The sequence below is a fragment of the Achromobacter ruhlandii genome, from assembly GCF_002082135.1.
In the GTDB taxonomy this organism is placed as follows: Bacteria; Pseudomonadota; Gammaproteobacteria; order Burkholderiales; family Burkholderiaceae_B; genus Achromobacter; species Achromobacter ruhlandii.
This window is the reverse complement of record NZ_CP017433.1, coordinates 1763753-1784207: the sequence shown is the minus strand read 5'-3', so window position 1 is coordinate 1784207 and position 20455 is coordinate 1763753. Positions and strand designations below refer to the sequence as shown.

19 protein-coding genes and 1 pseudogene are annotated in these 20455 nt (G+C 70.3%); 12 read left to right on the top strand and 8 right to left on the bottom strand.

Translation table 11 applies throughout. From position 1 onward, the window contains the following. The first annotated feature begins 96 nt into the window (after positions 1–96). From AruCF_RS08195 to AruCF_RS08180, 4 genes are read left to right on the top strand one after another with little or no spacing between them, the layout of a single operon-like run. Entirely contained in the window at positions 97–1296 is a 1200-nt protein-coding gene (locus AruCF_RS08195; RefSeq protein WP_049072957.1) for an acetyl-CoA C-acyltransferase, read from the top strand. A gap of 18 nt (positions 1297–1314) precedes the next feature. Further along, a complete protein-coding gene (locus AruCF_RS08190) occupies positions 1315–1863 on the top strand; it encodes a DUF4442 domain-containing protein (RefSeq protein WP_049072956.1) in 549 nt (182 codons plus the stop codon). Continuing rightward, positions 1824–2420, top strand: coding sequence for a chalcone isomerase family protein (locus AruCF_RS08185; protein WP_049072955.1), 597 nt, complete (start codon positions 1824–1826; stop codon positions 2418–2420). The genes AruCF_RS08190 and AruCF_RS08185 overlap by 40 nt, the downstream gene beginning before the upstream one ends. A 2-nt stretch (positions 2421–2422) precedes the next feature. Beyond that, positions 2423–4114, top strand: coding sequence for an AMP-binding protein (locus AruCF_RS08180; protein WP_049072954.1), 1692 nt, complete (start codon positions 2423–2425; stop codon positions 4112–4114). Between the two features lie 54 nt (positions 4115–4168). On the opposite strand, the pseudogene AruCF_RS08175 reads toward AruCF_RS08180, so the two are convergent. Both AruCF_RS08175 and AruCF_RS08170 read right to left on the bottom strand, forming a co-directional pair. Then, positions 4169–5736 (bottom strand): annotated as a pseudogene (locus AruCF_RS08175) (sulfatase-like hydrolase/transferase). A gap of 10 nt (positions 5737–5746) precedes the next feature. Beyond that, positions 5747–6721 (bottom strand): Bug family tripartite tricarboxylate transporter substrate binding protein, encoded by a 975-nt coding sequence (locus AruCF_RS08170; protein ID WP_049072952.1) that lies wholly within the window; start codon positions 6719–6721, stop codon positions 5747–5749. A 202-nt stretch (positions 6722–6923) separates the two neighbouring features. Between AruCF_RS08170 and AruCF_RS08165 the strand changes: the two genes are divergently transcribed. From AruCF_RS08165 to AruCF_RS08140, 6 genes are all read left to right on the top strand, one after another. After that, entirely contained in the window at positions 6924–7445 is a 522-nt protein-coding gene (locus AruCF_RS08165) for a MarR family winged helix-turn-helix transcriptional regulator (protein WP_049077649.1), read from the top strand. Positions 7446–7516: 71 nt separating this feature from the next. Beyond that, positions 7517–9370 carry an ABC transporter ATP-binding protein gene (locus AruCF_RS08160; protein WP_049072951.1) on the top strand — a complete coding sequence of 618 codons (1854 nt, stop codon included), beginning with the start codon at positions 7517–7519 and terminating at the stop codon, positions 9368–9370. Between the two features lie 150 nt (positions 9371–9520). Further along, positions 9521–10549: a 2-keto-3-deoxygluconate permease gene (locus AruCF_RS08155; protein ID WP_083036596.1), complete on the top strand. Its 1029-nt coding sequence runs from the start codon at positions 9521–9523 to the stop codon at positions 10547–10549. Beyond that, on the top strand, positions 10546–11766 hold the full coding sequence (gene dtnK, locus AruCF_RS08150; RefSeq protein WP_049072949.1) for a D-threonate kinase: 1221 nt from the start codon (positions 10546–10548) through the stop codon (positions 11764–11766). Before AruCF_RS08155 ends, dtnK begins: the two co-directional genes overlap by 4 nt. Continuing rightward, positions 11763–12815: a 4-hydroxythreonine-4-phosphate dehydrogenase PdxA gene (gene pdxA, locus AruCF_RS08145; protein WP_049072948.1), complete on the top strand. Its 1053-nt coding sequence runs from the start codon at positions 11763–11765 to the stop codon at positions 12813–12815. The genes dtnK and pdxA overlap by 4 nt, the downstream gene beginning before the upstream one ends. 4 nt (positions 12816–12819) lie before the next feature. Further along, positions 12820–13728: a GntR family transcriptional regulator gene (locus AruCF_RS08140; RefSeq protein ID WP_049072947.1), complete on the top strand. Its 909-nt coding sequence runs from the start codon at positions 12820–12822 to the stop codon at positions 13726–13728. A 71-nt stretch (positions 13729–13799) separates the two neighbouring features. Here AruCF_RS08140 and AruCF_RS08135 read toward each other — a convergent pair whose 3' ends face one another. The 6 genes from AruCF_RS08135 to AruCF_RS08110 form a co-directional block, all read right to left on the bottom strand. After that, positions 13800–14534, bottom strand: a complete 735-nt coding sequence (locus AruCF_RS08135; RefSeq protein ID WP_049072946.1) for a CoA-transferase subunit beta — start codon at positions 14532–14534, stop codon at positions 13800–13802. After that, complete coding sequence (locus AruCF_RS08130) at positions 14527–15357, bottom strand: CoA transferase subunit A (RefSeq protein WP_049072945.1); 831 nt, start codon at positions 15355–15357, stop codon at positions 14527–14529. The genes AruCF_RS08135 and AruCF_RS08130 overlap by 8 nt, the downstream gene beginning before the upstream one ends. Before the next feature lie 47 nt (positions 15358–15404). Further along, positions 15405–16127, bottom strand: a complete 723-nt coding sequence (locus AruCF_RS08125; RefSeq protein ID WP_049072944.1) for an enoyl-CoA hydratase/isomerase family protein — start codon at positions 16125–16127, stop codon at positions 15405–15407. Further along, a complete protein-coding gene (locus tag AruCF_RS08120; RefSeq protein WP_049072943.1) occupies positions 16124–17287 on the bottom strand; it encodes a CaiB/BaiF CoA transferase family protein in 1164 nt (387 codons plus the stop codon). Before AruCF_RS08120 ends, AruCF_RS08125 begins: the two co-directional genes overlap by 4 nt. A 251-nt stretch (positions 17288–17538) precedes the next feature. Further along, complete coding sequence (locus AruCF_RS08115; RefSeq protein WP_049072942.1) at positions 17539–18303, bottom strand: IclR family transcriptional regulator; 765 nt, start codon at positions 18301–18303, stop codon at positions 17539–17541. A 129-nt stretch (positions 18304–18432) separates the two neighbouring features. Beyond that, the gene (locus tag AruCF_RS08110; protein ID WP_049072941.1) at positions 18433–19059 is read right to left on the bottom strand and encodes a cysteine dioxygenase family protein; all 627 of its coding nucleotides are present in this window, start codon (positions 19057–19059) and stop codon (positions 18433–18435) included. Positions 19060–19238: 179 nt separating this feature from the next. Between AruCF_RS08110 and AruCF_RS08105 the strand changes: the two genes are divergently transcribed. Continuing rightward, positions 19239–20012, top strand: coding sequence for an SIR2 family NAD-dependent protein deacylase (locus tag AruCF_RS08105; RefSeq protein ID WP_049072940.1), 774 nt, complete (start codon positions 19239–19241; stop codon positions 20010–20012). 169 nt (positions 20013–20181) lie between these two features. Then, positions 20182–20455, top strand: a 274-nt coding sequence (locus tag AruCF_RS29690) for a hypothetical protein (RefSeq protein ID WP_217349497.1), incomplete at its 3' end; no start/stop codon positions are given.

The window sequence follows — 20455 nt, the reverse complement described above, 5'->3', positions numbered from 1 at the left end:
CGCCGGCGGCGGACCGGCGAAGCCGGATCCGCGCGGCCCCGCTAGTGAGAAACCGTGATGGACGTAGGGTGACTGTTATGGATACGAGGAATTGATATGAGCAAGCAGATTCAAGAGGCTTACATCGTTGCGGCGACGCGGCTGCCGGTGGGCAAGCGCAATGGGGTGTATGCCACCACCCGGCCCGACGACATGCTGGCGGCGGCGCTGCAGGGCGTGTTGAAGCAGACGCCGTGGCTGGATCCGGCGCGCATCGACGACGTCATCACCGGCTGCGCCATGCCGGAAGCCGAGCAGGGCATGAACGTGGCGCGCATCGGCCTGCTGCTGGCCGGCCTGCCGCAGAGCGTGGCCGGCGTCACCGTCAATCGCTTCTGCGCCTCCGGGCTGCAGGCGGTGGCCGACGCCGCCGCGCGCATCCGCAGCGGCGAGGTCGACATCATGATCGGCTCGGGCACCGAGTCCATGAGCGCCATGCCGCAGATCATGGGCAACAAGGTGTCGCTCAACCCGGCCATCTTCTCGCACCCCGAGAACGTCGGCATGGCCTTCGGCATGGGCCTGACCGGCGAGAAAGTGGCCGAGCAATGGAAAGTATCGCGCGAAGACCAGGACGCCTTCGCGCTGGCCTCGCAGCAGAAGGCCAACGCCGCCATCGCCGCCGGCCACTTCCGCGCCGAGACCACGCCGTTCGAGGTGGTGACGCGGCTGCCCGGCGGATCCAAGGGCGAGGTGAGCGAAACCCGGCGCCTGGTCGAAGTCGATGAAGGCCCGCGCCCCGACAGCAGCGCCGAGGGACTGGCGCGGCTCAAGCCCGTATTCGCCGCGCGCGGCAGCGTCACCGCCGGCAACAGCTCGCAGATGTCCGACGGCGCCGCCGCGGTGGTGCTGGTGTCCGAGCGGGTGCTGCGCGAATTCAATCTCAGCCCGCTCGCGCGCTTCGTCAGCTACTCGGTGGCCGGCGTGCCGCCGGAAATCATGGGCATCGGCCCCATGGCCGCCATTCCCAAGGTGCTGGCGCGCGCCGGCATCGCGCAGGACGACCTGGACTGGATCGAACTGAATGAGGCCTTCGCCGCGCAATCGCTGGCGGTGATCCGCGAACTCAAGCTCGATCCGTCCAAGATCAACCCGCTGGGCGGCGCCATCGCGCTGGGCCATCCGCTGGGCGCGACCGGCGCGATCCGCACCGCCACGCTGATGCACGGCTTGCGCCGCACCGGCGGCAAGTACGGCATGGTGACGATGTGCATCGGCACCGGCATGGGCGCGGCCGGCCTGTTCGAAGCCATGTAACCGAGGCGATGTAAAGCGGTGAAGCCCTATTGGTTCAAACGCCTGTCGCCGGCCTGGCGCGCGCGCCTGATGCGGGTGGGATTCAACCTGCACCCGGCGTTCCGCGCCACCGGCGGCCGGGTGTTGCACGTGTCGCACGATTTCCAGCACATCCGCATCAAGCTGCCCTTGCTGCGGCGCACGCGCAACATCGTGGGCTCGATGTACGGCGGCTCGCTGTTCGCGGTGACCGACGGCGCCCATCCCACCATGCTGATGGCGGCGCTGGGCGCGGACCACATCGTGTGGGACAAGGCGGCATCCATCCGCTACCGCAAGCCCGCCTATACCACGCTGTATGTGGACTTCCGGCTGCCGCCGGGAGAAATCGCGAACATACGCAGGATTCTTGCGCGTGACCACGAGACCACCCGGACCTACACCGTGGAATTGAAGGACAAGGACGGCGTCGTCTATGCCGTCGTGGAACGCACGATCTACATCGCCGACAAGAAGTACTACAAGCAGAAAACGACTGGAGGAGACCCATGCGTGACATCATCCCCGGAGGGCGCGCCGCCGCCCTGAGCCTGGTCCTGGCCGCCTGCCTGACGGCCGCCCCCGCGCTGGCCGCCGACATGGACGTGGCCGGCGTGCGCCTCCCCGCGCAGTTGTCCGAAGGCGGCCACGCGCTGGTGCTGAACGGCGCCGGCCTGCGCACCAAGTTCGTGGTCAAGGTGTATGTGGCGGCGCTGTATGCCAGCGCCAGGAGCCAGGACGCCGCGACCCTGATCAACAGCAACGACCCGCGCCGCATGCGGCTGCAACTCTTGCGGGATGTCGATAGCAAGAGCCTGGACGCGGCGCTGCAGGAAGGATTGCGCGACAATACGCCCAAACAGGAACTCGCCGCGCTGCAACCGTCCGCCGCGCGCCTGTCGGCGCTGATGGCCGAGATCGGCTCGGCCCGCGAAGGCGACGTGATCGACCTGGACTTCGACGCCCGCGGCGTGACCATCACCGATAACGGCAAGCAGCGCGGCCGCATCGACGACCCGGCCTTCGGCCGCGCGCTGCTGCGGGTCTGGCTGGGCAATGATCCGGCCCAGTCCTCCCTGAAAAAAGCCCTGTTGGGAGCCCCTTGAAGATGGAACGAATCTGGCAGAAAAGCTACCCCCCGGGCATCCCCAAGGACATCGAACTGGACAGCGCCACCACGCTGGTCTCGATCGCGCGGGACAGTTGCCGGCGTTTCGCCGACAAGCCGGCGTACCTGAGCATGGGCAAGACCATGACCTACGCCGAACTCGACCGCCTGACGCGCGACTTCGCCGCGTGGCTCCACGCCAACGGCCTGCGCAAGGGCGATCGGGTGGCGCTGATGATGCCCAACCTGCTGCAGTACCCGGTGTGCCTGTTCGGCACCCTGCGCGCCGGCTGCATCGTGGTCAACTGCAATCCGCTCTACACCGCGCACGAACTGGCGCACCAGTTGGCCGACGCCGGCGCGCGCGCCATCGTGGTGGCCGACAACTTCGCCGCCACGCTGCAAAAGGCGCTGCCCGACACCCCGGTCGAGAAAGTGCTGGTGACCTCGATCGGTGAACTGCTCAGCCCGCTCAAGGGCCGCCTGGTCGACTTCGTGGTGCGGCGGGTCAAGCGCATGGTGCCGGCCTGGTCGATCCCCTCCGCCATCCGCCTGGGCGCGGCGTTGCGGGAAGGGCGCGGCCTGCCGTTCGAGGAGGTCGCCCTGACCCAGGACGACCTGGCGTGCCTGCAATACACCGGCGGCACCACCGGCGTGGCCAAGGCCGCCATGCTGACCCACGGCAACCTGGCCGCCAACGTGACCCAGGCCCACGCCTGGATCAAGCCGCTGGTCAAGGAAGGCGAGGAGTGCATCGTCACGGCGCTGCCGCTCTACCATATCTTCGCGCTCACGGCGAACTGCCTGGCCTTCATGAAGATCGGCGCCAGCAGCCTGCTGATCATCAACCCGCGCGACATTGGCGGGCTGATCAAGGAAATGGCCAAGGTGCCCTTCAGCGCCTTCACCGGCGTCAACACCTTGTTCAACGCCCTGCTCAACCACCCGGACTTCGCCAAACTGGATTTCTCGCGCCTGCGGCTGACCATGGGCGGCGGCATGGCGGTGCAGCGCGCCGTGGCCGAACGCTGGCTGGCCGTCACCGGCCGCTCGCTGGCGCAGGCCTATGGCCTGACCGAGACCTCGCCGGCGGTGACCATCAATCCGCTCGACGTGCAGGTCTTCACCGGCTCGATCGGCCTGCCGGTGCCGTCGACCGACCTGTCTATCCGCGACGACGACGGGCGCGAGCTGGGCGTGGGCGAACGCGGCGAGATCTGCGTGCGCGGCCCGCAGGTGACGCAGGGCTACTGGAACCGGCCCGACGAGACCGCGCTGGTGATGACGCCCGACGGCTACCTGCGCACCGGCGACATCGGTTATGTCGACGAGGCCGGCTACGTCTTCCTGGTCGACCGCAAGAAGGACATGATCCTGGTGTCCGGCTTCAATGTCTATCCCAACGAGGTCGAGGACGCGGCGGCGCTGCATCCAGGCGTGCGCGAGGTGGCCGCCATCGGCGTGCCCGATGAACGCTCGGGCGAAGCGGTCAAGCTGTACGTGATCCGCAAGGATCCCAACCTGGACGCCGAAACGCTGATCGCGCATTGCCGCACCCAGCTCACCGGCTACAAGGTGCCGCGCTACGTCGAGTTCCGCGACGATCTGCCGCGCACCAACGTCGGCAAGATCCTGCGGCGCGAACTCAAGCCGGCCGCCGCGGCGCCGCAGAAGGACACCGCGGGCGCCTGATGCCGACACGGGCGCGGCGACGGGCGATCCGCCCGCGCCGCCGCCCAGGGTCTTTCACCACTGCCCGAAGAACACCCCGGCGCGCTTGTGCGCGTTGGTGCCCTGCTCCACCGCCGCGTCGCTCAGGGTGGTGCGGCGCTTGCCGCGCAGCATCCAGTCCAGCAGGCGCTCGCGCAGTTGCGCCCGCACCGCCGCATGCGCGGCGCTGGCGCCCAGGTCCTGGAACTCGTCGGGATCGGCCTGCAGGTCGTACAGTTGCTCGGGTTCGTCCAGCCAGTACACGTAGCGCCAGCGGTCGGTGCGCACCGACCAGGCGCGCGCGTTCTGCGGCGTCTTGCCGCGCAGGATGCGCGCCTGGCGGAAGCTGTAGTCCAGCTCCGAGAACACGCAGTCGCGCCAGGGCTCGTCCGCCCCCGGCCATGCAGCACGGTCTGCAGCTCGCGCCCCTCCAGCCGGTGCCAGGGCCTCGGCGCGTCCAGCGCGCGCAGCACCGTCGGCACCAGGTCCACGCTTTCCACCATGTCCGCCAGCGCCTGGCCGCGCGTCGCATCGGCCTCAGCCGACGGGTCCATCACGATGAACGGCACGCGCTGCACGGTGTCGTAGAACAGTTCCTTCTCGCCCAGCCAGTGGTCGCCCAGGAAGTCGCCGTGATCCGCCGTGAACACGATCAGCGTGTTGCGCATCAGGCCCGCGCCTTCCATGAAGTCGAACAACCGCCCCAGGTGGTCGTCGAGCTGGCGGATCAGGCCCTGGTAGGCCGGACGCACCACGCGCACGCATTCATCGGTCGAGAAGCTGACGCTTTCCTCATGCTGGCGGTAGGCCGCCACCACCGGATGCGCGCCGGCCAGCTCCTCGCGGCTGCGCCGCACCGGCAGGCACTGGTCGGCCGTGTAGCGCTGATGGTAGGGCGCCGGCGCCATGTAGGGCCAGTGCGGCTTGACGTAGCTCAGGTGCAGCACCCAGGGCTGGCCGCCGCGCTGCTGCATGAAGCGCAGCGCCTGGTCGGTCATGTAGGCGGTCTCGGAATGCGGCTCGGCCACCCGCGACGGCAGGTGCGCGTTGCGCATGTTCCAGCCGCTGACCACCTGGCCGTGCGCATCGACGCCGGCGATGACGTAGTCGGTCCAGGGGTCGGCGCTGTCGTAGCCCTGGCTGCGCAGGAACGCGGGGTAGCCGCTTTCCTTGCCCGGTTCGTGGTGGCCGTCGTAGCGGTCGACCTCGATGAAGCCGCCGCGCGACAGCAGCGCGCCAAGCTCGGAGCCGCCGTCGATCGACAGGCGCTCCATGCCGGCGCGGTCGGGAATCACGTGTGTCTTGCCCGCCAGCGCCAGGTCGCGCCCTTGCCCGGCCAGGTACTCGCCCAGCGTGATCTCGTTGACCGACAGCGGCACCCGGTTCCAGGTGGCGCCGTGGCGCGAGGGATAGCGCCCCGTGTAATAGCTCATGCGCGATGGGCCGCACACGCCGGAATTGACGAAGGCGCGGTCGAAGCGCGCGCCGCGCGCGGCCAGCGCGTCCAGGCTGGGCGTCTGCAAATAGGGATGGCCATAGCAGCTCAGGTGATCCGCCCGCAGCTGGTCGGCCATGATGAACAACACATTCTGCACCGTGCTCATCGTCGCCCGCCTATTGCGTGGCCGTGAAGCCGGACGCCTTCACCGCCGGTTCCCATTGGGCCCGGTAGGCGTCCAGCTCGCGCCCGGTGGCGGCGGCATCCGCCGTCACCGGCTCCAGATACGACTCGCGCACCGCCTGCTGCATGGCCGGCTCGCGCATCACCGCGGCGATGTCCTCGCCCAGCCGGGCGGCCTTGGCCGGCGCCATCGCCGACGAGGCGAAGAACGCGTTCCAGCCGTCGGCCGCCAAGTCCACGCCGGCCTCGCGGAAGGTCGGCACGTCCGCCAGCAGCGGATCGCGCGCCTCGCCCGAGGTCGCCAGGATGCGGATCTTGCCGGCTCGATGCTGCGGCAGCAGCGTGTCCAGCGTGTCGACCGCCTGCGGCAGCACGCCGCCGATCAGTTCGGAGATCAGCGGCGCCGAGCCGCGATACCCCACCACCTCGGGCTCCTGGCCGATCTGGCGGCCCAGCATCAGCGCGAAGAAGTGCGGCAGGCTGCCGGTGGCCGGCACGCCCACCGAGAACTGGCGCGGATTGTCGCGCAGCCATTGGCGCAGCCCCGCCACGTCGCGGATGGGCGAATTGGCCGCCACCGCCAAGGCGAACTTGTAGCGGCTGACCAGCGACACCGGCTGGAAATCGCGGCGGGCGTCGTAGCCGGGTTCGGCGTAGACCAGCGGCGCCACCACCATGACGGCGGGATTGGCCAGCATCAGCACGTTCTGCCGCGCGGCCAGCGCATGCAGGCCCTGGGCCGCGATACGGCCGCCTGCGCCGGTCTTATTTTCGACCACCACGGTCACGCCCAGCCGGTCCTTCAGGCGGTCGGCCACCAGCCGCGCGATGCGGTCGGAACTGCCGCCCGGGGGATAGCCCACCACGATGGTCAGGGCGCCGTCCAGCGGCGCCTGCTGGGCACAGGCGGGCGCGGCCGAAGCCGCCGCGAGCGCCGCGAACGCGGCGCAGGATATCCAATTACGCACGGTAGTCTCCCTGGTGACAACGGCCCGCTGTCGGTTATGTTTGCGCATGCCGGGCCTGGGCCTGGATAGGCGAGACGACTGTAGCGCCGTGAAGATTGCTTGATCTAATCCAGTACTTGCCATAACGATATGAACTGCCAATACTCGCCATAACGATATGCGCCACGCCATGGACGCGGCGCGCCGTTGGCAGGAGACGACCATGCCCCCGCAAGATCCCGTCGAACACCCCCTGGCCGGAATGCTGATGTACCAGCTGTACCAGGCCTGGGCGCAGTCCAACCCCGTCTTCGTGCGGCTGTGCGAAGGCCGCTTCGGCATCACCCGGCGCGAATGGCGCCTGCTGGCCTGCGCGGTCGAGGGCGGCATCATGACCTCGGCCGAACTGGCCGCGGCCGCCAGGCTCGACCTGGCGCGCACCTCGCGCACCCTTGGTTCCCTGTGTGAGAAAGGCTGGCTGCGGCGCCTGCCCGACAGCGCCGACCGGCGCGTGGTGCGCATCGAGGCCACGGACGAGGGCCTGGACCGCTACCACGCCCTGCTGCCGGAGGTCATGCGCCTGAACGACCTGCTGGTGCAGGATCTGGATGCCGCCGAGGTCGCCCTGCTGCGCGACCTGCTGACCCGCATCGCCGGGCGCGGCCAGCGCATGGCTCAGGACAACCTCATCACCGACAAGGCCAGCCGGCGCGAGGGCGGAACGCGGCGCGCGCAATACGGATGACGGCGCGCAGCCCCTTTATTTTTAAGGGGTTACCGTGATACGCTTGGGCGGCCTCCTTCTACGGACCTGCCATGCCCGGCGCAAAATCGAATCCCGTCTTCCGCTACTTCGAAAACCTGATCGACCCGTTCCGCGACGCCCCCGACATCACCCCGCCGGGACGCGTGCTGCGCTTCTATGCCTATTACCTGTGGCAGGTCTGGCCGATCTTCGCCATCCTGCTGCTGGTCGGCCTGGGCGGCGCATTGGTGGAGGTGGCGCTGTTCAGTTTCCTGGCCGACCTGGTCGACATGGCGCAGCACACCCCGCCGGCGGACTTCTTTCGCGAGCACGCCTACACGCTGGTGTGGATGGCGTTCGTGGTGATGGTGCTGCGGCCGCTGTCGATCGCGCTGCACGACCTGCTGTCGCACCAGACCATCTCGCCCAGCCTGACCACGCTGGTGCGCTGGCAGAACCACCGCTATGTGCTGAACCAGGGGCTGGCGTTCTTCCACAACGACTTCGCCGGCCGCGTCGCCAACCGCGTGCTGCAGACCGGCAATTCGCTGCGCGATTCGGCCGTGCAGTCGGTGGATGCGCTGTGGCACGTCATCCTGTACGCGGCCAGCGCGCTGTACCTGTTCGCCGAGGCCGACTGGCGCCTGGTGATTCCCCTGGTGCTGTGGATCGCCATCTATTGCGGCATGCTGGCGTACTTCGTGCCGCGCATGCAGGCGCGCGCCGTCATCGCCTCGGAGGCGCGCTCCCGGCTGATGGGCCGCATCGTCGACGGCTACACCAACATCTCCACGCTCAAGCTGTTCGCCCACGCCCGCCGCGAGGAAGACTACGCGCGCCAGGCCATGACCGAGCAGACGGAAAAGCAGCGCCTGTCGACCCGCGTCATCACCGCCATGGACGTGTCCATCAACACGCTCAACGGCATCCTGATCGCCAGCACCGCCGGGCTGGCGCTGTGGCTGTGGAGCATTGGCAGCATCAGCCTGGGCGCCATCACGCTGGCGCTGGGCCTGGTGATCCGCATCAACAACATGTCCGCCTGGATCATGTGGGAAGTGAACGGCATCTCGGAGAACGTCGGCATCGTGCAGGACGGCCTGGCCACGATCTCGCAGCCGCGCCAGGTCGTGGACCGCCCCGACGCGGTGCCCTTGCGCATCACGCGCGGCGAGGTGCGCTTCGAGGACATGTCGTTCCATTACGGCAGCGGCCGCCAGATCATCCCGCACCTGGACCTGACCGTGCATGCGGGCGAAAAGATCGGCCTGATCGGCCCGTCGGGCGCCGGCAAGTCGACCCTGGTCAACGTGCTGCTGCGGCTGTATGACGTGGAAGGCGGCCGCATCCTGATCGACGGCCAGGACATCGCCGGCGTCACCCAGGAAAGCCTGCGCTCGCAGATTGGCGTGGTCACCCAGGACACCTCGCTGCTGCACCGCTCGATCCGCGACAACCTGCTGTACGGCCGGCCCGACGCCACCGAGGCGCAGTTGCGCGACGCCATCGACCGCGCCCGCGCCGTCGAATTCATCGACGCCCTGGTCGACGGCGACGGCCGCCGCGGCCTGGACGCCCACGTCGGCGAGCGCGGCGTCAAGCTGTCGGGCGGCCAGCGCCAGCGCATCGCCATCGCCCGCGTGCTGCTCAAGGACGCGCCCATCCTGATCCTGGACGAAGCCACCTCGGCGCTCGATTCCGAGGTCGAGGCCGCGATCCAGGAAAGCCTGGAGGCGCTGATGCGGGGCAAGACCGTCATCGCCATCGCGCACCGCCTGTCCACCATTGCCCGCATGGACCGGCTGGTGGTGCTGGACGGCGGCCGCATCGTCGAATCCGGCACCCACGCCAGCCTGATTGCCCAGGGCGGGCTGTACGCGCGGCTGTGGAGCCACCAGACCGGCGGTTTCGTCGGACTGGACTAAGGCGGCGGGCGGGCGTCGCGCCGCCGCCACACGGGAAGACCCTGTACGTACATGCTGTACGTACAGGTGTACACTGGCGGCTTTCAACCCCCTGACAGACGCACGCATGAACGTCTGCGCCGCGAGAAAATCCCCCTGGAGACTCCGATTGTGACGACCGCAACCCCCCGTTCGCCCTTCTTTGGCACGATGCAGAAAATCCCTGGCGGCCTGATGCTGGTACCGCTGATCCTGGGTTCGCTGCTCGGCACCTTCGCGCCCGACGCGCTGGCCATCGGCGGCTTCACCACCGCCCTGTTCAAGAACAGCGCCCTGCCGCTGATCGCGCTGCTGATCTTCGCCGCCGGCACCCACGTCAATGCGCGCACCGGCGGCCCGATCCTGGCCACCGCCGGCACCATCCTGCTGATGAAAACGCTGGTCCCGGCCACCCTCATCATCATCCTGGGCAGCTACGTCGGCCTGGACGGCGTGCTGGGCGTGTCGATCCTGGCCATGCTGGCCGCCTTCGACAACAGCAACGGCGGCCTGTGGCTGGCCTACACCGGCCAGTACGGCGACGCCCGCGACCGCGGCGCCTACGTCGCCAGCGCGGTCAACGACGGCCCCTTCTTCAGCCTGCTGTTCCTGGGCGCCTCGGGTCTGGCCGACATCCCCATGATCGCCCTGGTGGCGGCGCTGGTGCCGTTCCTGCTGGGCGTGGTGGTCGGCAACCTCGATCCCAAGTGGCGCGACGTGCTCAAGCCCGTGCCCAACATCGTCATCCCCTTCTTCGCCTTCGCGCTGGGCACCGGCATCAACCTGGGCGCGGTCGTCAATGGCGGCATCACCGGCCTGATCCTGGGCCTGATCATCAGCCCCATCACCGGCGGCCTGGTCTACCTGGGCTATCGCCTGATCCTGCGCCGCGGCGGCAAGAGCGGCCTGGGCTTCGCGGCCGGCACCACCGCCGGCAACGCCATCGCCACGCCCGCCGTGGTCGCGGCCGCCGATCCCAACTTCCAGCAGTACGTCTCGACCGCCACCGCGCAGGTCGCCGCGTGTGTGCTGATCAGTTCGATCCTGGCCCCGGTGCTGGCTTCGTACTTCCTCAAGCGCGCCGGTGAACTCAAGTCCGAGGACGCCGCCGACGACGCGGCGGCGGGCGGCTACCGCGAGGCGCGCGGGGAGGCCCTTTGAATCCCGCCATCGCCATCGTCGCCGACGACCTGACCGGCTCCGGCGACACCGCCGTGCAGTTCGTGCGGGCCGGCTGGACCACCCGCCTGTCGATCGACGGCGCGCACGAGGCGCTGGCCGCGCCGGCCGCCGACGACGTCGACGTGCTGGCGGTCACCACCCACAGCCGCGCCCTGCCCGCCGCGCAGGCGTACGCGGTGATCCGGCGCAACGTCGAGCGGCTGCGCGCCGCCGGCGTCGCCCGCCTGTACAAGAAAGTGGACTCGACGCTGCGCGGCGCCTTCAAGGCCGAGATCGACGCGGCGCGCGCGGCCTGGGGCGATGACGCCATCGCGGTGGTATGTCCGGCCTTCCCGGCCACCGGCCGCACCGTGGAAGACGGCGTGCTCATGGTGAACGGCCAGCCCGTCACCGCCACCTCGGCCGCCACCGATCCGGTCACGCCCGTGACCGAAAGCCATATCCCGACCCTGCTGGGCTGCGCCCACGTCGCGGCCAGGGCGGGTGAATCGCCCGAATCGCTGGCCGCGCGCATCGCGCAGGCCGGCGCCACCGTGGTGGTGGATGCCCGCGACGACGCGGACTTGGAGCGGCTGGCCCGCGCCATCGGCATCCTCGGGCCGCGCGCCCTGCCGGTGGGCGCGGGCGGCCTGGCCGTGCCGCTGGCCCGCGTCTGGGCCGGCGCCGACCAGACCGCCCCGGTGGTCGTGGTGGTGACCTCGCAACACAGCGCCGCCCGCGCGCAGGCCGCCGCGCTGCAAGCCGCCGGCGCGCGCACCTGGGCGCCTTCGCTGGCGGACCTGGCCGATGACACGGCCTGGCGCAACTGGTGCGAGCCGCTGCTGCGCGCCCACGCGCAGGCCGGCGCCGACGCCGCCGGCACCCTGCTGTTGCTGGCCCCGGCCGGCCAGCGCGAAGGACTGGATTCCGACACCGTGGCGCAGCGCCTGGGCGCGCTGGCGGCGCAGGCCATCGGCGCCTCGCGCGCCGCCGGCGTGGTCGCCACCGGCGGCGACGGCGCGCGCCAGGTGCTGCTGGCGCTGGGCGCCGGCGGCATCGCCCTGGTGGATGAAGTGATCGGCGGCGTGCCCCTGGGCACGCTGACCGGCGGCACGGCCGACGGCCTGCCCGTGGTGACCAAGGCCGGCGGCTTTGGCGCCGAAGACGTACTGGTTCGCGCCGTGCGCGCGATCCGCGACAGGAGATTCAAGCGATGACACAAACCCCCGCTCCCAAGCTGCCGCTCTTGGCCGTCACCCTCGGCGACGTGGCCGGCATCGGGCCGGAAATCACGGCCAAGATGCTGATGGGCCATGACGAACTGCGCCAGAAGGCGCGCCTGGTCGTGGTCGGCGACGTCGACGTGATGGTCAACGCCGTGCGCGGCCTGGGCGGCGATCCCGCCATCGTGCGCCGCGTCGAGCGTCCGGCCGACGCCACCAACACGCCCGGCACCATCGAAGTGTTGCAGGCCGGCCCCTCGCTGGGCCACGTCAAGCTGGGCGAGATCAGCGCCGACGCCGGCGACGGCTCGGTGCGCTTCGTCACCACCGCCTGCGCGTTGGCGCGCGCCGGCGAGGTCGACGGCATCGTCACCGCGCCGTTGAACAAGGCCGCCATGCACGCCGCCGGCCACAAGTGGCCCGGCCACACCGAACTGCTGGCGCACGAATTCGGCGTCAAGACCTTCTCGCTGGTGCTGTCCGCCGGCGATCTCTACATCTTCCACGCCACCACCCACGTGTCGCTGCGCCAGGCCATCGAAGACCTGACGCCGGCGCGCATGCGCGCGGTGCTGCGCCTGGCCGGCTCGTTCGCCAAGGCCCTGGGCCGCGGCGACCGTCCGGTGGCGGTGTCGGGCCTGAACCCGCACGCCGGCGAGAACGGCATCTTCGGCACCGAAGACGCCGACATCCTGGCGCCCGCCGTGGCCGAGGCCAACGCCGCCGGCATCCTGGCGGCCGGCCCGATCCCGGCCGACGCGCTGTTCCCGCAAGCCGTGCGCGGCAAGTGGCAGTTCGTGATCGCCTGTTACCACGACCAGGGCCACGCCCCCTTCAAGGCCGTCTATGGCGATGACGGCGTTAACATCACCGTCGGCCTGCCGGTGGTGCGCGTGTCGGTCGATCACGGCACCGCGTTCGACATCGCGGGCCAGGGCATCGCCCGCGAAGACAGTCTGATCCTGGCCGCCGAGCGCGCCGCGCATCTGGCCCCGGGCTGGACGCATGTATGGGAAACTGCGCGGGCTCAAACAGGAGGTTGATTCCATGGCGCCCGCCAACGCTGAAGACTTGCCCGCGCTGGACCGATCCGGCGACGTGCCGCTGCACGCCCAGGTGGCGGCATTGCTACGCGGCTACATCCGCACCCGCAAGCTCGGCGCCGGCGCCCTGCTGCCCAGCGAGGCGGCGCTGTGCGAGCACTTCGGCGTGGCCCGCAGCGTGGTGCGGCAGGCCCTCTCGGCCCTGGCCGCCGAAGGCCTGATCCAGCGCGAGGCCGGACGCCCGGCGGTGGTGGCCGCGCCGCGCGAACACCGCCGCCTGGTGCAACGCTCCACCGGCCTGTACGAACAGTTCGCGCAATCCGGCGTGACGCTCAAGACCCGCGTGCTCGATCTCGCGCCCAGCGAGCCGCCCAAGGCCGTGGCCGAGTTCTTCGGCACCCAGGACCTGCTGTTGCTGGAGCGGCTGCGTCACGTCGCCGATGCGCCGCTGGCCTACGTGCGCACCTGGCTGCCCGCCGCCGCCGTGCCCGGGCTGCGCGCCGAGGAACTCACCGATGCTTCGCTGCACGGCGTGCTGACGCGGCGCTTCGGCCTGCATCCCGGGGCGGGACGCAACCAGATCCGCGCGGTGGCGGCGGATGCCGCCCTGGCCGGCCTGCTGCAAGTGCCGGCGGGCACGCCGCTGCTGATGCTGGAAGGCCAGGGCATGGATCAGCACGGCCGCCCGCTGGAGTGGTTCAGCACCTGGCATCGCGCCGAACAACTGGTGTTCGACGTCGACGTCAGCGTCGGCCACGAAAGCGTGCAGCCGCGCCTGCGCGGCGCGTCGGGCACCGCCGCGGCCGCCGTCGAACCGGCTGTCGCCGGCCACGATCCCTTGGCGCGCGCCCAGGCGCTGGTGGCAGAGCTTTCCGCCGAACTGGCGCGCCTGCGCGCCGGCAACCACGACTGAGCCCACGCGGCGCGCATCCGGCCGGCGCCGGGCCTGAACGCCCTTTCCAACGGGCGGGAGCCGCACGGGCCCTAGCGCAGCCTCACCGCCGCATCACGCTCGAACTCCCCATCGGGATCCAGCTCGCGCAAGGCGCGCCGCTCGGCCTCGGTCGGCGGCGGCGTCGGCCCGGCGCCCTCGGCATCGAAATCGAAACCGGTGCGCTCGCGCACTTCCGCCAGGCTGGACTCGGGATGCCAGGATTGCAGCGCCAGCCGGCCGTCGCGCTTGACGAACACGGCGATCGGCGTCGCCACGCCGGCAAAGCCGCCGCCCGCCGTCACGAAATCCAGCTCCCGCACGAACACCCGGCGCGAATGCTCGGTGCGCCAGGTGCAGGTGCGCCGCGCCGTGGGCATCATCACCGCCCCGCCGCCGCCGCCCGGCAGCCGCACCTTGGGCGCATGCCAGTCACCGATGCAGGAGTTGTTGGCGCGGCCGGCGCCGTCGATCTGCGCCGCGCCCAGGAACGCCAGGTCCATGCGGCCGCGCGTGCACAGGTCGTAGAAGTCCTCGTTGGCGAAGATCGAGGCGCTGTGCTCGGCCAGCACCGGATCGGAGCTGGACAGCGGGATGTGCGATGGACGCGGGTCGACCCCGCCCGCCACGTTGATATAGACGTAGTCCCAGTCGTAGGCGCGCTTGGCCAGCAGGCAGGCCAGCATGGGCTGGGTCGAATTGACGCCGCTGAAGGTGATCTCGTCGGGCCGGATGAAGCGCGCCAGATTGGTGACGATGTACGAGAACCCCGACCATTGCTCAGCCATTCGCCGCTCCCGCTTCCGGCGCGGCGGCCAGGTGGGCCGCCAGGTCGCCGTTCTTGTCCATATAGGCCTCGACCGCCGGATAGTCGATGGCATAGTCCGGCCAGCACGAACCCGGCCAGGCCGAGCGCGGCAGCACCGTATAGGCCTGCACCATGAAATACGGCACCAGCGTGGCCTCGGGCTGCGCCTCGAACACGGCGCTGTCCACCCGTTTCTCGGCCACCACCAGCACGCTGCCGGCGGCGCGCGACATGATGCGGTCCCAGTGCGCCGTGCCATGCACCCGCACATTGCCGCGCGCGTCCACTTCCGAGGCCTGGATCACCGCAAAGTCCGGCCGCACCGCCGGGATCACCCAGGTGCGCTCGCCGCTGCCGTAGGGATCCTCCAGGCACTTCCAGCCGTTCAGGGTCGGCAGGGCGCTGCCGTGCAGGCCGCCGCAGGGCTGGAACGGCACGCCGTAGGCGGCGGCCCGCAGGCCCGCCGTCAGGCTGTTGCAGGCATGCTCCTCCAGCTCGACCTCGCCGCGCTCGATGGCCTTGCGATACCACGGCGCCAGGCCGAAATTGCCTTCCATCGCCACGATGCCGGCGCGCACGCGCCGCAGCGCGCCCGCGCGGCACAGGATGTCCACGTCGTAGCCCGGCGACTGCTTGACCAGCTCCAGGTCGCGCCGCCCCTGGCGGATCAGTTCGCGCACGAAGGCGAACGGCCCCCGGTGCAGGAAGCTGCCTCCCAGCGCGATCGACGCGCCGTCCGGCACCAGCGCCGCCAGCTCGGCCAGCGAACACTGCTTGTGCGTTTGGTTGAATCCCGAACCCATGCTGCCTCCTCGATTTCCGTCTCGTCGTACCGGCCGGGCGGGCGGCGTCAGCGCGCCTGCAGGTAGGCCGCCACCCGCGCCTTCAGGCCGGGCTCGGCGGCCGATCGCACCAGCCGCGCCAGGTCGATGTCGGGCTGTTCCGCCGACAGGGCCGCGTACAGCTGCGCGCGGGCGGCGCCGGTCAAGGCGCCGGCGGCCTGCGCGGCCTGGCGCTCGAGGTCGGGCCAGCTGTCCGGCGCCGCCAGGTGGCTGACGAAGCCGTCGCGATGGGCCTGGCCCGCGTCGAACACGCTGGCCTGTTCCAGAATGGCGCGGGCGCGCTCGGCGCCCACCAGCGCGGCGAAGCGGCGCGTGCCCAGCACCAGTCCGAATTTCAGGCCGGGCATGCGGAAGGCCGCGTCGGGCGCGGCCACGCGCCATTTGCAGGCGCCGAACAGATCGACGCCGGCGCCGAAGTTGCGGCCGTGCGCCAACCCCACCGTCAGGCAGGGCGAGGCCGCCACCCGCTGCAGCAGCGTCTCGATGCGCACGAAGCGCAGCAGCAGGTCGCCCTCGCTCTGCGCCTCCCAATCGCCGAAATCGAAACCCGCGCTGAAGTTGCGGCCCTCGCCGCGCAACACGATGACCTCGGCGCCCTGCGCCGGGGCCGCGTCGACCGCCGCGATCAGCGCCTCGACCAGCTCGGCCGACAATGCATTCATCTTCTCCGGACGCGTCAGCGTCAGGACCTGCGCCGGACCGCGCCGCTCGACCCGCAACGCCCCGCTCATGCGCCCTTCCCCTTGCTGCGCAGCGGCCCCAGCACGGCCTCGTTGTGCTCGCCCAGCGCGGGCGGCGGGCGGCGCAGCGCGGTGGTCTGGCCGTCGAAACGCACCGGCAGCCCGAAGGTGCGCGTCCGCACGCCATTGGGCAATTCGAGCGGCTGCACCCAGCCCATGTGCTCGACCTGCGGATCCGCCAACACCTCGGAATAGGTATTGATGGGCGCGCACGGCACGCCGGCCGCGCGAAAGCGCGCCAGCCACGTGGGGGCGTCGTCGGCGGCGAAGATCGCTTCCAGGATCTCGCGCAGCGCATCCTGGTTGCGGGCGCGCGCGCTGGTGTCGGTAAAACGGGGATCCGCCAGCAGGTCCTCGCGGCCCACCGTCACGCACACGCCCTTCCACAAGGCGTTGTTGCCCGCCGCCATGCCGAAATAGCCATCCTTGCACCGGAACGCCTGGTAAGGCGCGTTGCGCGGGTGGGCCGAACCGAGCTTGACCGGGTCGCGCCCGCTGCCGAAGAACTCCGAGGTCTGCAACGCCGCGATGCCGAGGGTGGCGCCCAGCATCGGCACGTCGATGTGGGTGCCCTGGCCGCTGGCCTGCGCGGCGCGCAGGGCCGAGGCGATGGCGAAGGCGCCATACAGGCCGGCCGAGAAATCGGCCACCGGCACGCCGCACTTGACCGGTTCGCCGCCAGCCTCGCCGGTCACGCTCATCAGCCCGCTCATGGCCTGGATGGTCAGGTCGAAGCCGCCCTCCTGCGCGCGCGGCCCGGACTGGCCATAGGCCGAGATGGAGCAATACACCAGGCGCGGATTTGCCTCGCGCAATGCCGCATAGCCCAACCCCAGGCGATCCATCACGCCAGGCCGGTTGTTCTCGATCAGCACGTCGACGCCGGCGGCCAGCTCGCGCGCCAGCGCCAGGTCGGCCGGATCCTTCAGGTTCAGCGTGACCGAGCGCTTGTTGCGGTTGAGCGAAGCGAAGTTCTCGCTATAGCCCTGGCTCAGGGGCGGCCAGCTGCGCAGCGTGTCGCCCCCTTCCGGGTTTTCCAGCTTGATCACGTCGGCGCCCATGTCCGCCAGCAGCATGCCGCAGAACGGCCCCGCCGCGACGTTGCAGATCTCGAGCACGGTGATGCCGGCCAATGCCGAGCCAGGAGTCATGTCGACCTCTCGTTATACGGAATCAATATATGGGACAAGAAAAAGAATCCAAGCGTGCCGCCTGGGCCGTGTCATCCTGGGGGATGCAGCGGGCCGTCATGCGCCTTGCTTGGCTCTGTTGGCGAACCCCGCGGGCAGGGTGCGATCGCCGCCCAGCATAGCATCGGGCGGAATCCTCGGTAAATCATTAATTGAAATTTGAATCCCAATATTCAGGATTCATGAACATCCCGTGGCGGACGCCGCAGCGCTCATTCGCCCAGGAAGCCGCGCCGGTAGCCCATGCCCCGCGAAATGGCCTGGGCACAGGCGGCCACGTCCGGCGCCAGTTGCTTCATGCGGGCCGCCCCCAGGCGGTCCAGCGGTCCGGAAATGCCAACCGCCGCCACCGGCTGGTCCAGGCTGTTGAACAAGGCCACCGCCAGTCCGCCCACGCCCTCGCGCCACTCGCCGCGATTGATCGCATAGCCGGCGCGCGCCACCTTGCGCAGTTCATCCTTGAGCAGGGCCATCGACACCAGCGTCGCCGGCGTGTGCCGCGCCAGCTTGTCCGCATAACGATCGACATAGCCGTCGGCCTGGTACGCCAGCAGCGCCTTGCCGGTGGCCACGGCATAGGCCGGCGCGCGCCCGCCCACCATGGAATAGGCGCGGATCGGCTGCGGGCTGTCGATCTTGTCGACGTAGACCACGTCGAAACCATCCAGCACCGACAGGTGCACCGTTTCGCCAGTCTGGTCGGCCAGCGTGCGCATGAACGGCGCGGCCAGCTTGCGCAGGTCCAGCTGGCCGAGCTGGCGCGCCGCCAGCTCGAACAGTCGCACCGCGCCGCGATAGCCGCCGCCGTCCTCGTCGCGGATGACATAGCCGGCATGGATCAGGGTTTGCAGCGTGCGATGGGTATTGCTGCGCGTCAGCCCGACCCGGGCCGCCAGCGCATCGATGGTGCGCGGCGGATTATCGACGTCGGTGACCGCCTCCAGCACCATCAGCCCCTTGAGCAGTGTCTTGTCCATTATTCTGGATTTTCCCAATATTTAGGACGCGAACATAGCACGCCGCAAGCGCGGCGAACAGGCTTGGCCGCGCCAGACAGGCCGCGTGAAGCCGGCCCGCGCCACACGGCGACCGGGCGCGGCCGCGCCTCAGGCGGCCGGGGCCGGCAGCGCCGCGCGCACGGCGGCCGAACGGTCCCACAGGTTCGGCACGCTGGCCGCCGAATAGCCCGACACGAACGGCTTGGCCTGCCCCGTGGCGGGGTCGTAGACATGGCGCGACACGGCGCCGATATTGCCGCCATACATGTGCACGCTGATCGACACCTTGTCGTCGAACGCGTTGGACACGCGATGGATGTCGCCCTCTTGTGGCGACAGGCGCTCGACGTCGCCGGGGCGCAGGGTCTCGGGCGCGCCGCGCGCCACCAGCCGGCCGTCGGCCTCGCGCGCATAGCGCTGGTTCACTTCCGCGCCGCGCAGCATCCCGACGTATCCCCAAACCTCGTGGTCATGCACGGGCGTCAGTTGTCCCGGCCCCCAGACAAAACTGACGATCGAAAAACGCTCCAGCGGATCGCAATGCAACAGGTATTGCTGGTAATACTGCGGATGCGGCACGGTACAGGCCTCGGGCAGCCAATCGTCATGGGCGATCAATGCGGCGAACGCGGCCTGCAGCTCGGGCGACTGCGCCAGCCCGGCGGGCGTGGCCAGGCGGGTCGCGGTGGCGATGAAATGGCGCAGACGGTCCAGGCCGACGGGGGCTTCGGGCATTGCATGTCTCCGGATCGGGCACGGTCCGGAACGGGCCATGCCAGTGAATATCCCAATTGGGCTTTCCAGTATCCACGATTCGGGACGCTTGCCGCAACGGCCGCCGGCGCGCGCCGCGCTTGACAGCCCCGGGGCCGCGCGTGCAGCGTATCGGACTTGCTCATTACCGGCCTTATGGCATGGATACCCTGACTCCTTCCATCCCGCCCGCGCTAGCCGACGCCCTGGCGCGGGCGCGGCGCGTGGTCGTCTTCACCGGCGCCGGCGTATCCGCCGAAAGCGGCATCAGCACTTTCCGCGATCCGCTGACCGGCCTATGGTCGCGCTTCGATGCGCGAGCCCTGGCCACGCCGGAGGCCTTCGCGGCGCAGCCAGACCTGGTATGGGGCTGGTACGAATGGCGCCGCGCCCACGCCGCGCGCGCCGAACCCAATGCGGCCCACCGCGCCATCGCCGCCCTGGCGCGGCGCGTTCCCGGCCTGGCGCTGATCACGCAAAACGTCGACAACCTGCACGAGCGCGCCGGCAGCGACAGCGTGATCCATCTGCACGGCAGCCTGCACGCGCCGCGCTGCAGCGCCTGCGGCCAGGCCGCGGCGTTCGCCTCCCCGCCGCAGGCCGAACCCGCCGAAGGCCGCGCCATCGCGCCACCGGCCTGCGTCCATTGCGGCGCGCCGATACGCCCCGGCGTCGTCTGGTTCGGCGAAAGCCTGCCGGCCAGCGCCTGGCAACAGGCACTCGACGCCGCCCGCGACTGCGACCTGTTCCTGAGCATCGGCACCTCGGCGCTGGTCTATCCCGCGGCCGAATTGCCGTTGCGCGCCTTGCGCGCCGGCGCCACCGTGGCGCAGGTCAACCCCGCCGCCACGCCGCTCGATGCGCACGCCCACTTCAACCTGCGCGGCGCGGCCGCCGAGGTCATGCCTCGCCTGCTGGCGGCGGCCGGCTTCTGACGCAAGCGCCGTCCGCGCCGACGGCGCCCGCGCGGCCAGCCCGCCCTGTTGCGCCCCCGCTCACCATTTGCAGCCATCCCCGCGCAACGCGTCGGCCAGCAACAGCGGCGCCGCCAGCAATCCCATGTGCGCATGCGCCTCGCGGCAAGGCGGCCGCGCACTTTGCGCGATGCCCCTGGCCAACACCGACGGTTCCGCCGCCGCCTTGGGCGCGAGGTTCACGCGAGGCTCGCCGCGCGCATGCGGCGCGCCCTGCGCCGCGGCATCCTCGGCGCGCCAGCGGAAATCTCGCGCGGGCGCGGCGGACGGCGCGGACGGCAAAGTGGCGGACGATCCCGGCGTTATTGCCGGCATGGCGGCGGTTGGCCGTGGCGGCGCCGCCGGCGTCGACATGGCGCCAGGCCTTGCCCGCGGCCCGGTCGATCGCGCCGCGCCGGCCGACG

What these genes read in the sequence shown, in the direction of transcription:
- AruCF_RS08125 (WP_049072944.1), bottom strand. Translation starts at nt 16,127, where the DNA reads ATGAGCGGGGCGTTGCGGGTCGAGCGGCGCGGTCCGGCGCAGGTCCTG.
- AruCF_RS08165 (WP_049077649.1), top strand. Translation starts at nt 6,924, where the DNA reads ATGCCCCCGCAAGATCCCGTCGAACACCCCCTGGCCGGAATGCTGATG.
- AruCF_RS08130 (WP_049072945.1), bottom strand. Translation starts at nt 15,357, where the DNA reads ATGGGTTCGGGATTCAACCAAACGCACAAGCAGTGTTCGCTGGCCGAG.
- pdxA (WP_049072948.1), top strand. Translation starts at nt 11,763, where the DNA reads ATGACACAAACCCCCGCTCCCAAGCTGCCGCTCTTGGCCGTCACCCTC.
- AruCF_RS08120 (WP_049072943.1), bottom strand. Translation starts at nt 17,287, where the DNA reads ATGACTCCTGGCTCGGCATTGGCCGGCATCACCGTGCTCGAGATCTGC.
- AruCF_RS08105 (WP_049072940.1), top strand. Translation starts at nt 19,239, where the DNA reads ATGGATACCCTGACTCCTTCCATCCCGCCCGCGCTAGCCGACGCCCTG.
- AruCF_RS08135 (WP_049072946.1), bottom strand. Translation starts at nt 14,534, where the DNA reads ATGGCTGAGCAATGGTCGGGGTTCTCGTACATCGTCACCAATCTGGCG.
- AruCF_RS08115 (WP_049072942.1), bottom strand. Translation starts at nt 18,303, where the DNA reads ATGGACAAGACACTGCTCAAGGGGCTGATGGTGCTGGAGGCGGTCACC.
- AruCF_RS08160 (WP_049072951.1), top strand. Translation starts at nt 7,517, where the DNA reads ATGCCCGGCGCAAAATCGAATCCCGTCTTCCGCTACTTCGAAAACCTG.
- AruCF_RS08195 (WP_049072957.1), top strand. Translation starts at nt 97, where the DNA reads ATGAGCAAGCAGATTCAAGAGGCTTACATCGTTGCGGCGACGCGGCTG.
- AruCF_RS08180 (WP_049072954.1), top strand. Translation starts at nt 2,423, where the DNA reads ATGGAACGAATCTGGCAGAAAAGCTACCCCCCGGGCATCCCCAAGGAC.
- AruCF_RS08140 (WP_049072947.1), top strand. Translation starts at nt 12,820, where the DNA reads ATGGCGCCCGCCAACGCTGAAGACTTGCCCGCGCTGGACCGATCCGGC.
- AruCF_RS08185 (WP_049072955.1), top strand. Translation starts at nt 1,824, where the DNA reads ATGCGTGACATCATCCCCGGAGGGCGCGCCGCCGCCCTGAGCCTGGTC.
- AruCF_RS08110 (WP_049072941.1), bottom strand. Translation starts at nt 19,059, where the DNA reads ATGCCCGAAGCCCCCGTCGGCCTGGACCGTCTGCGCCATTTCATCGCC.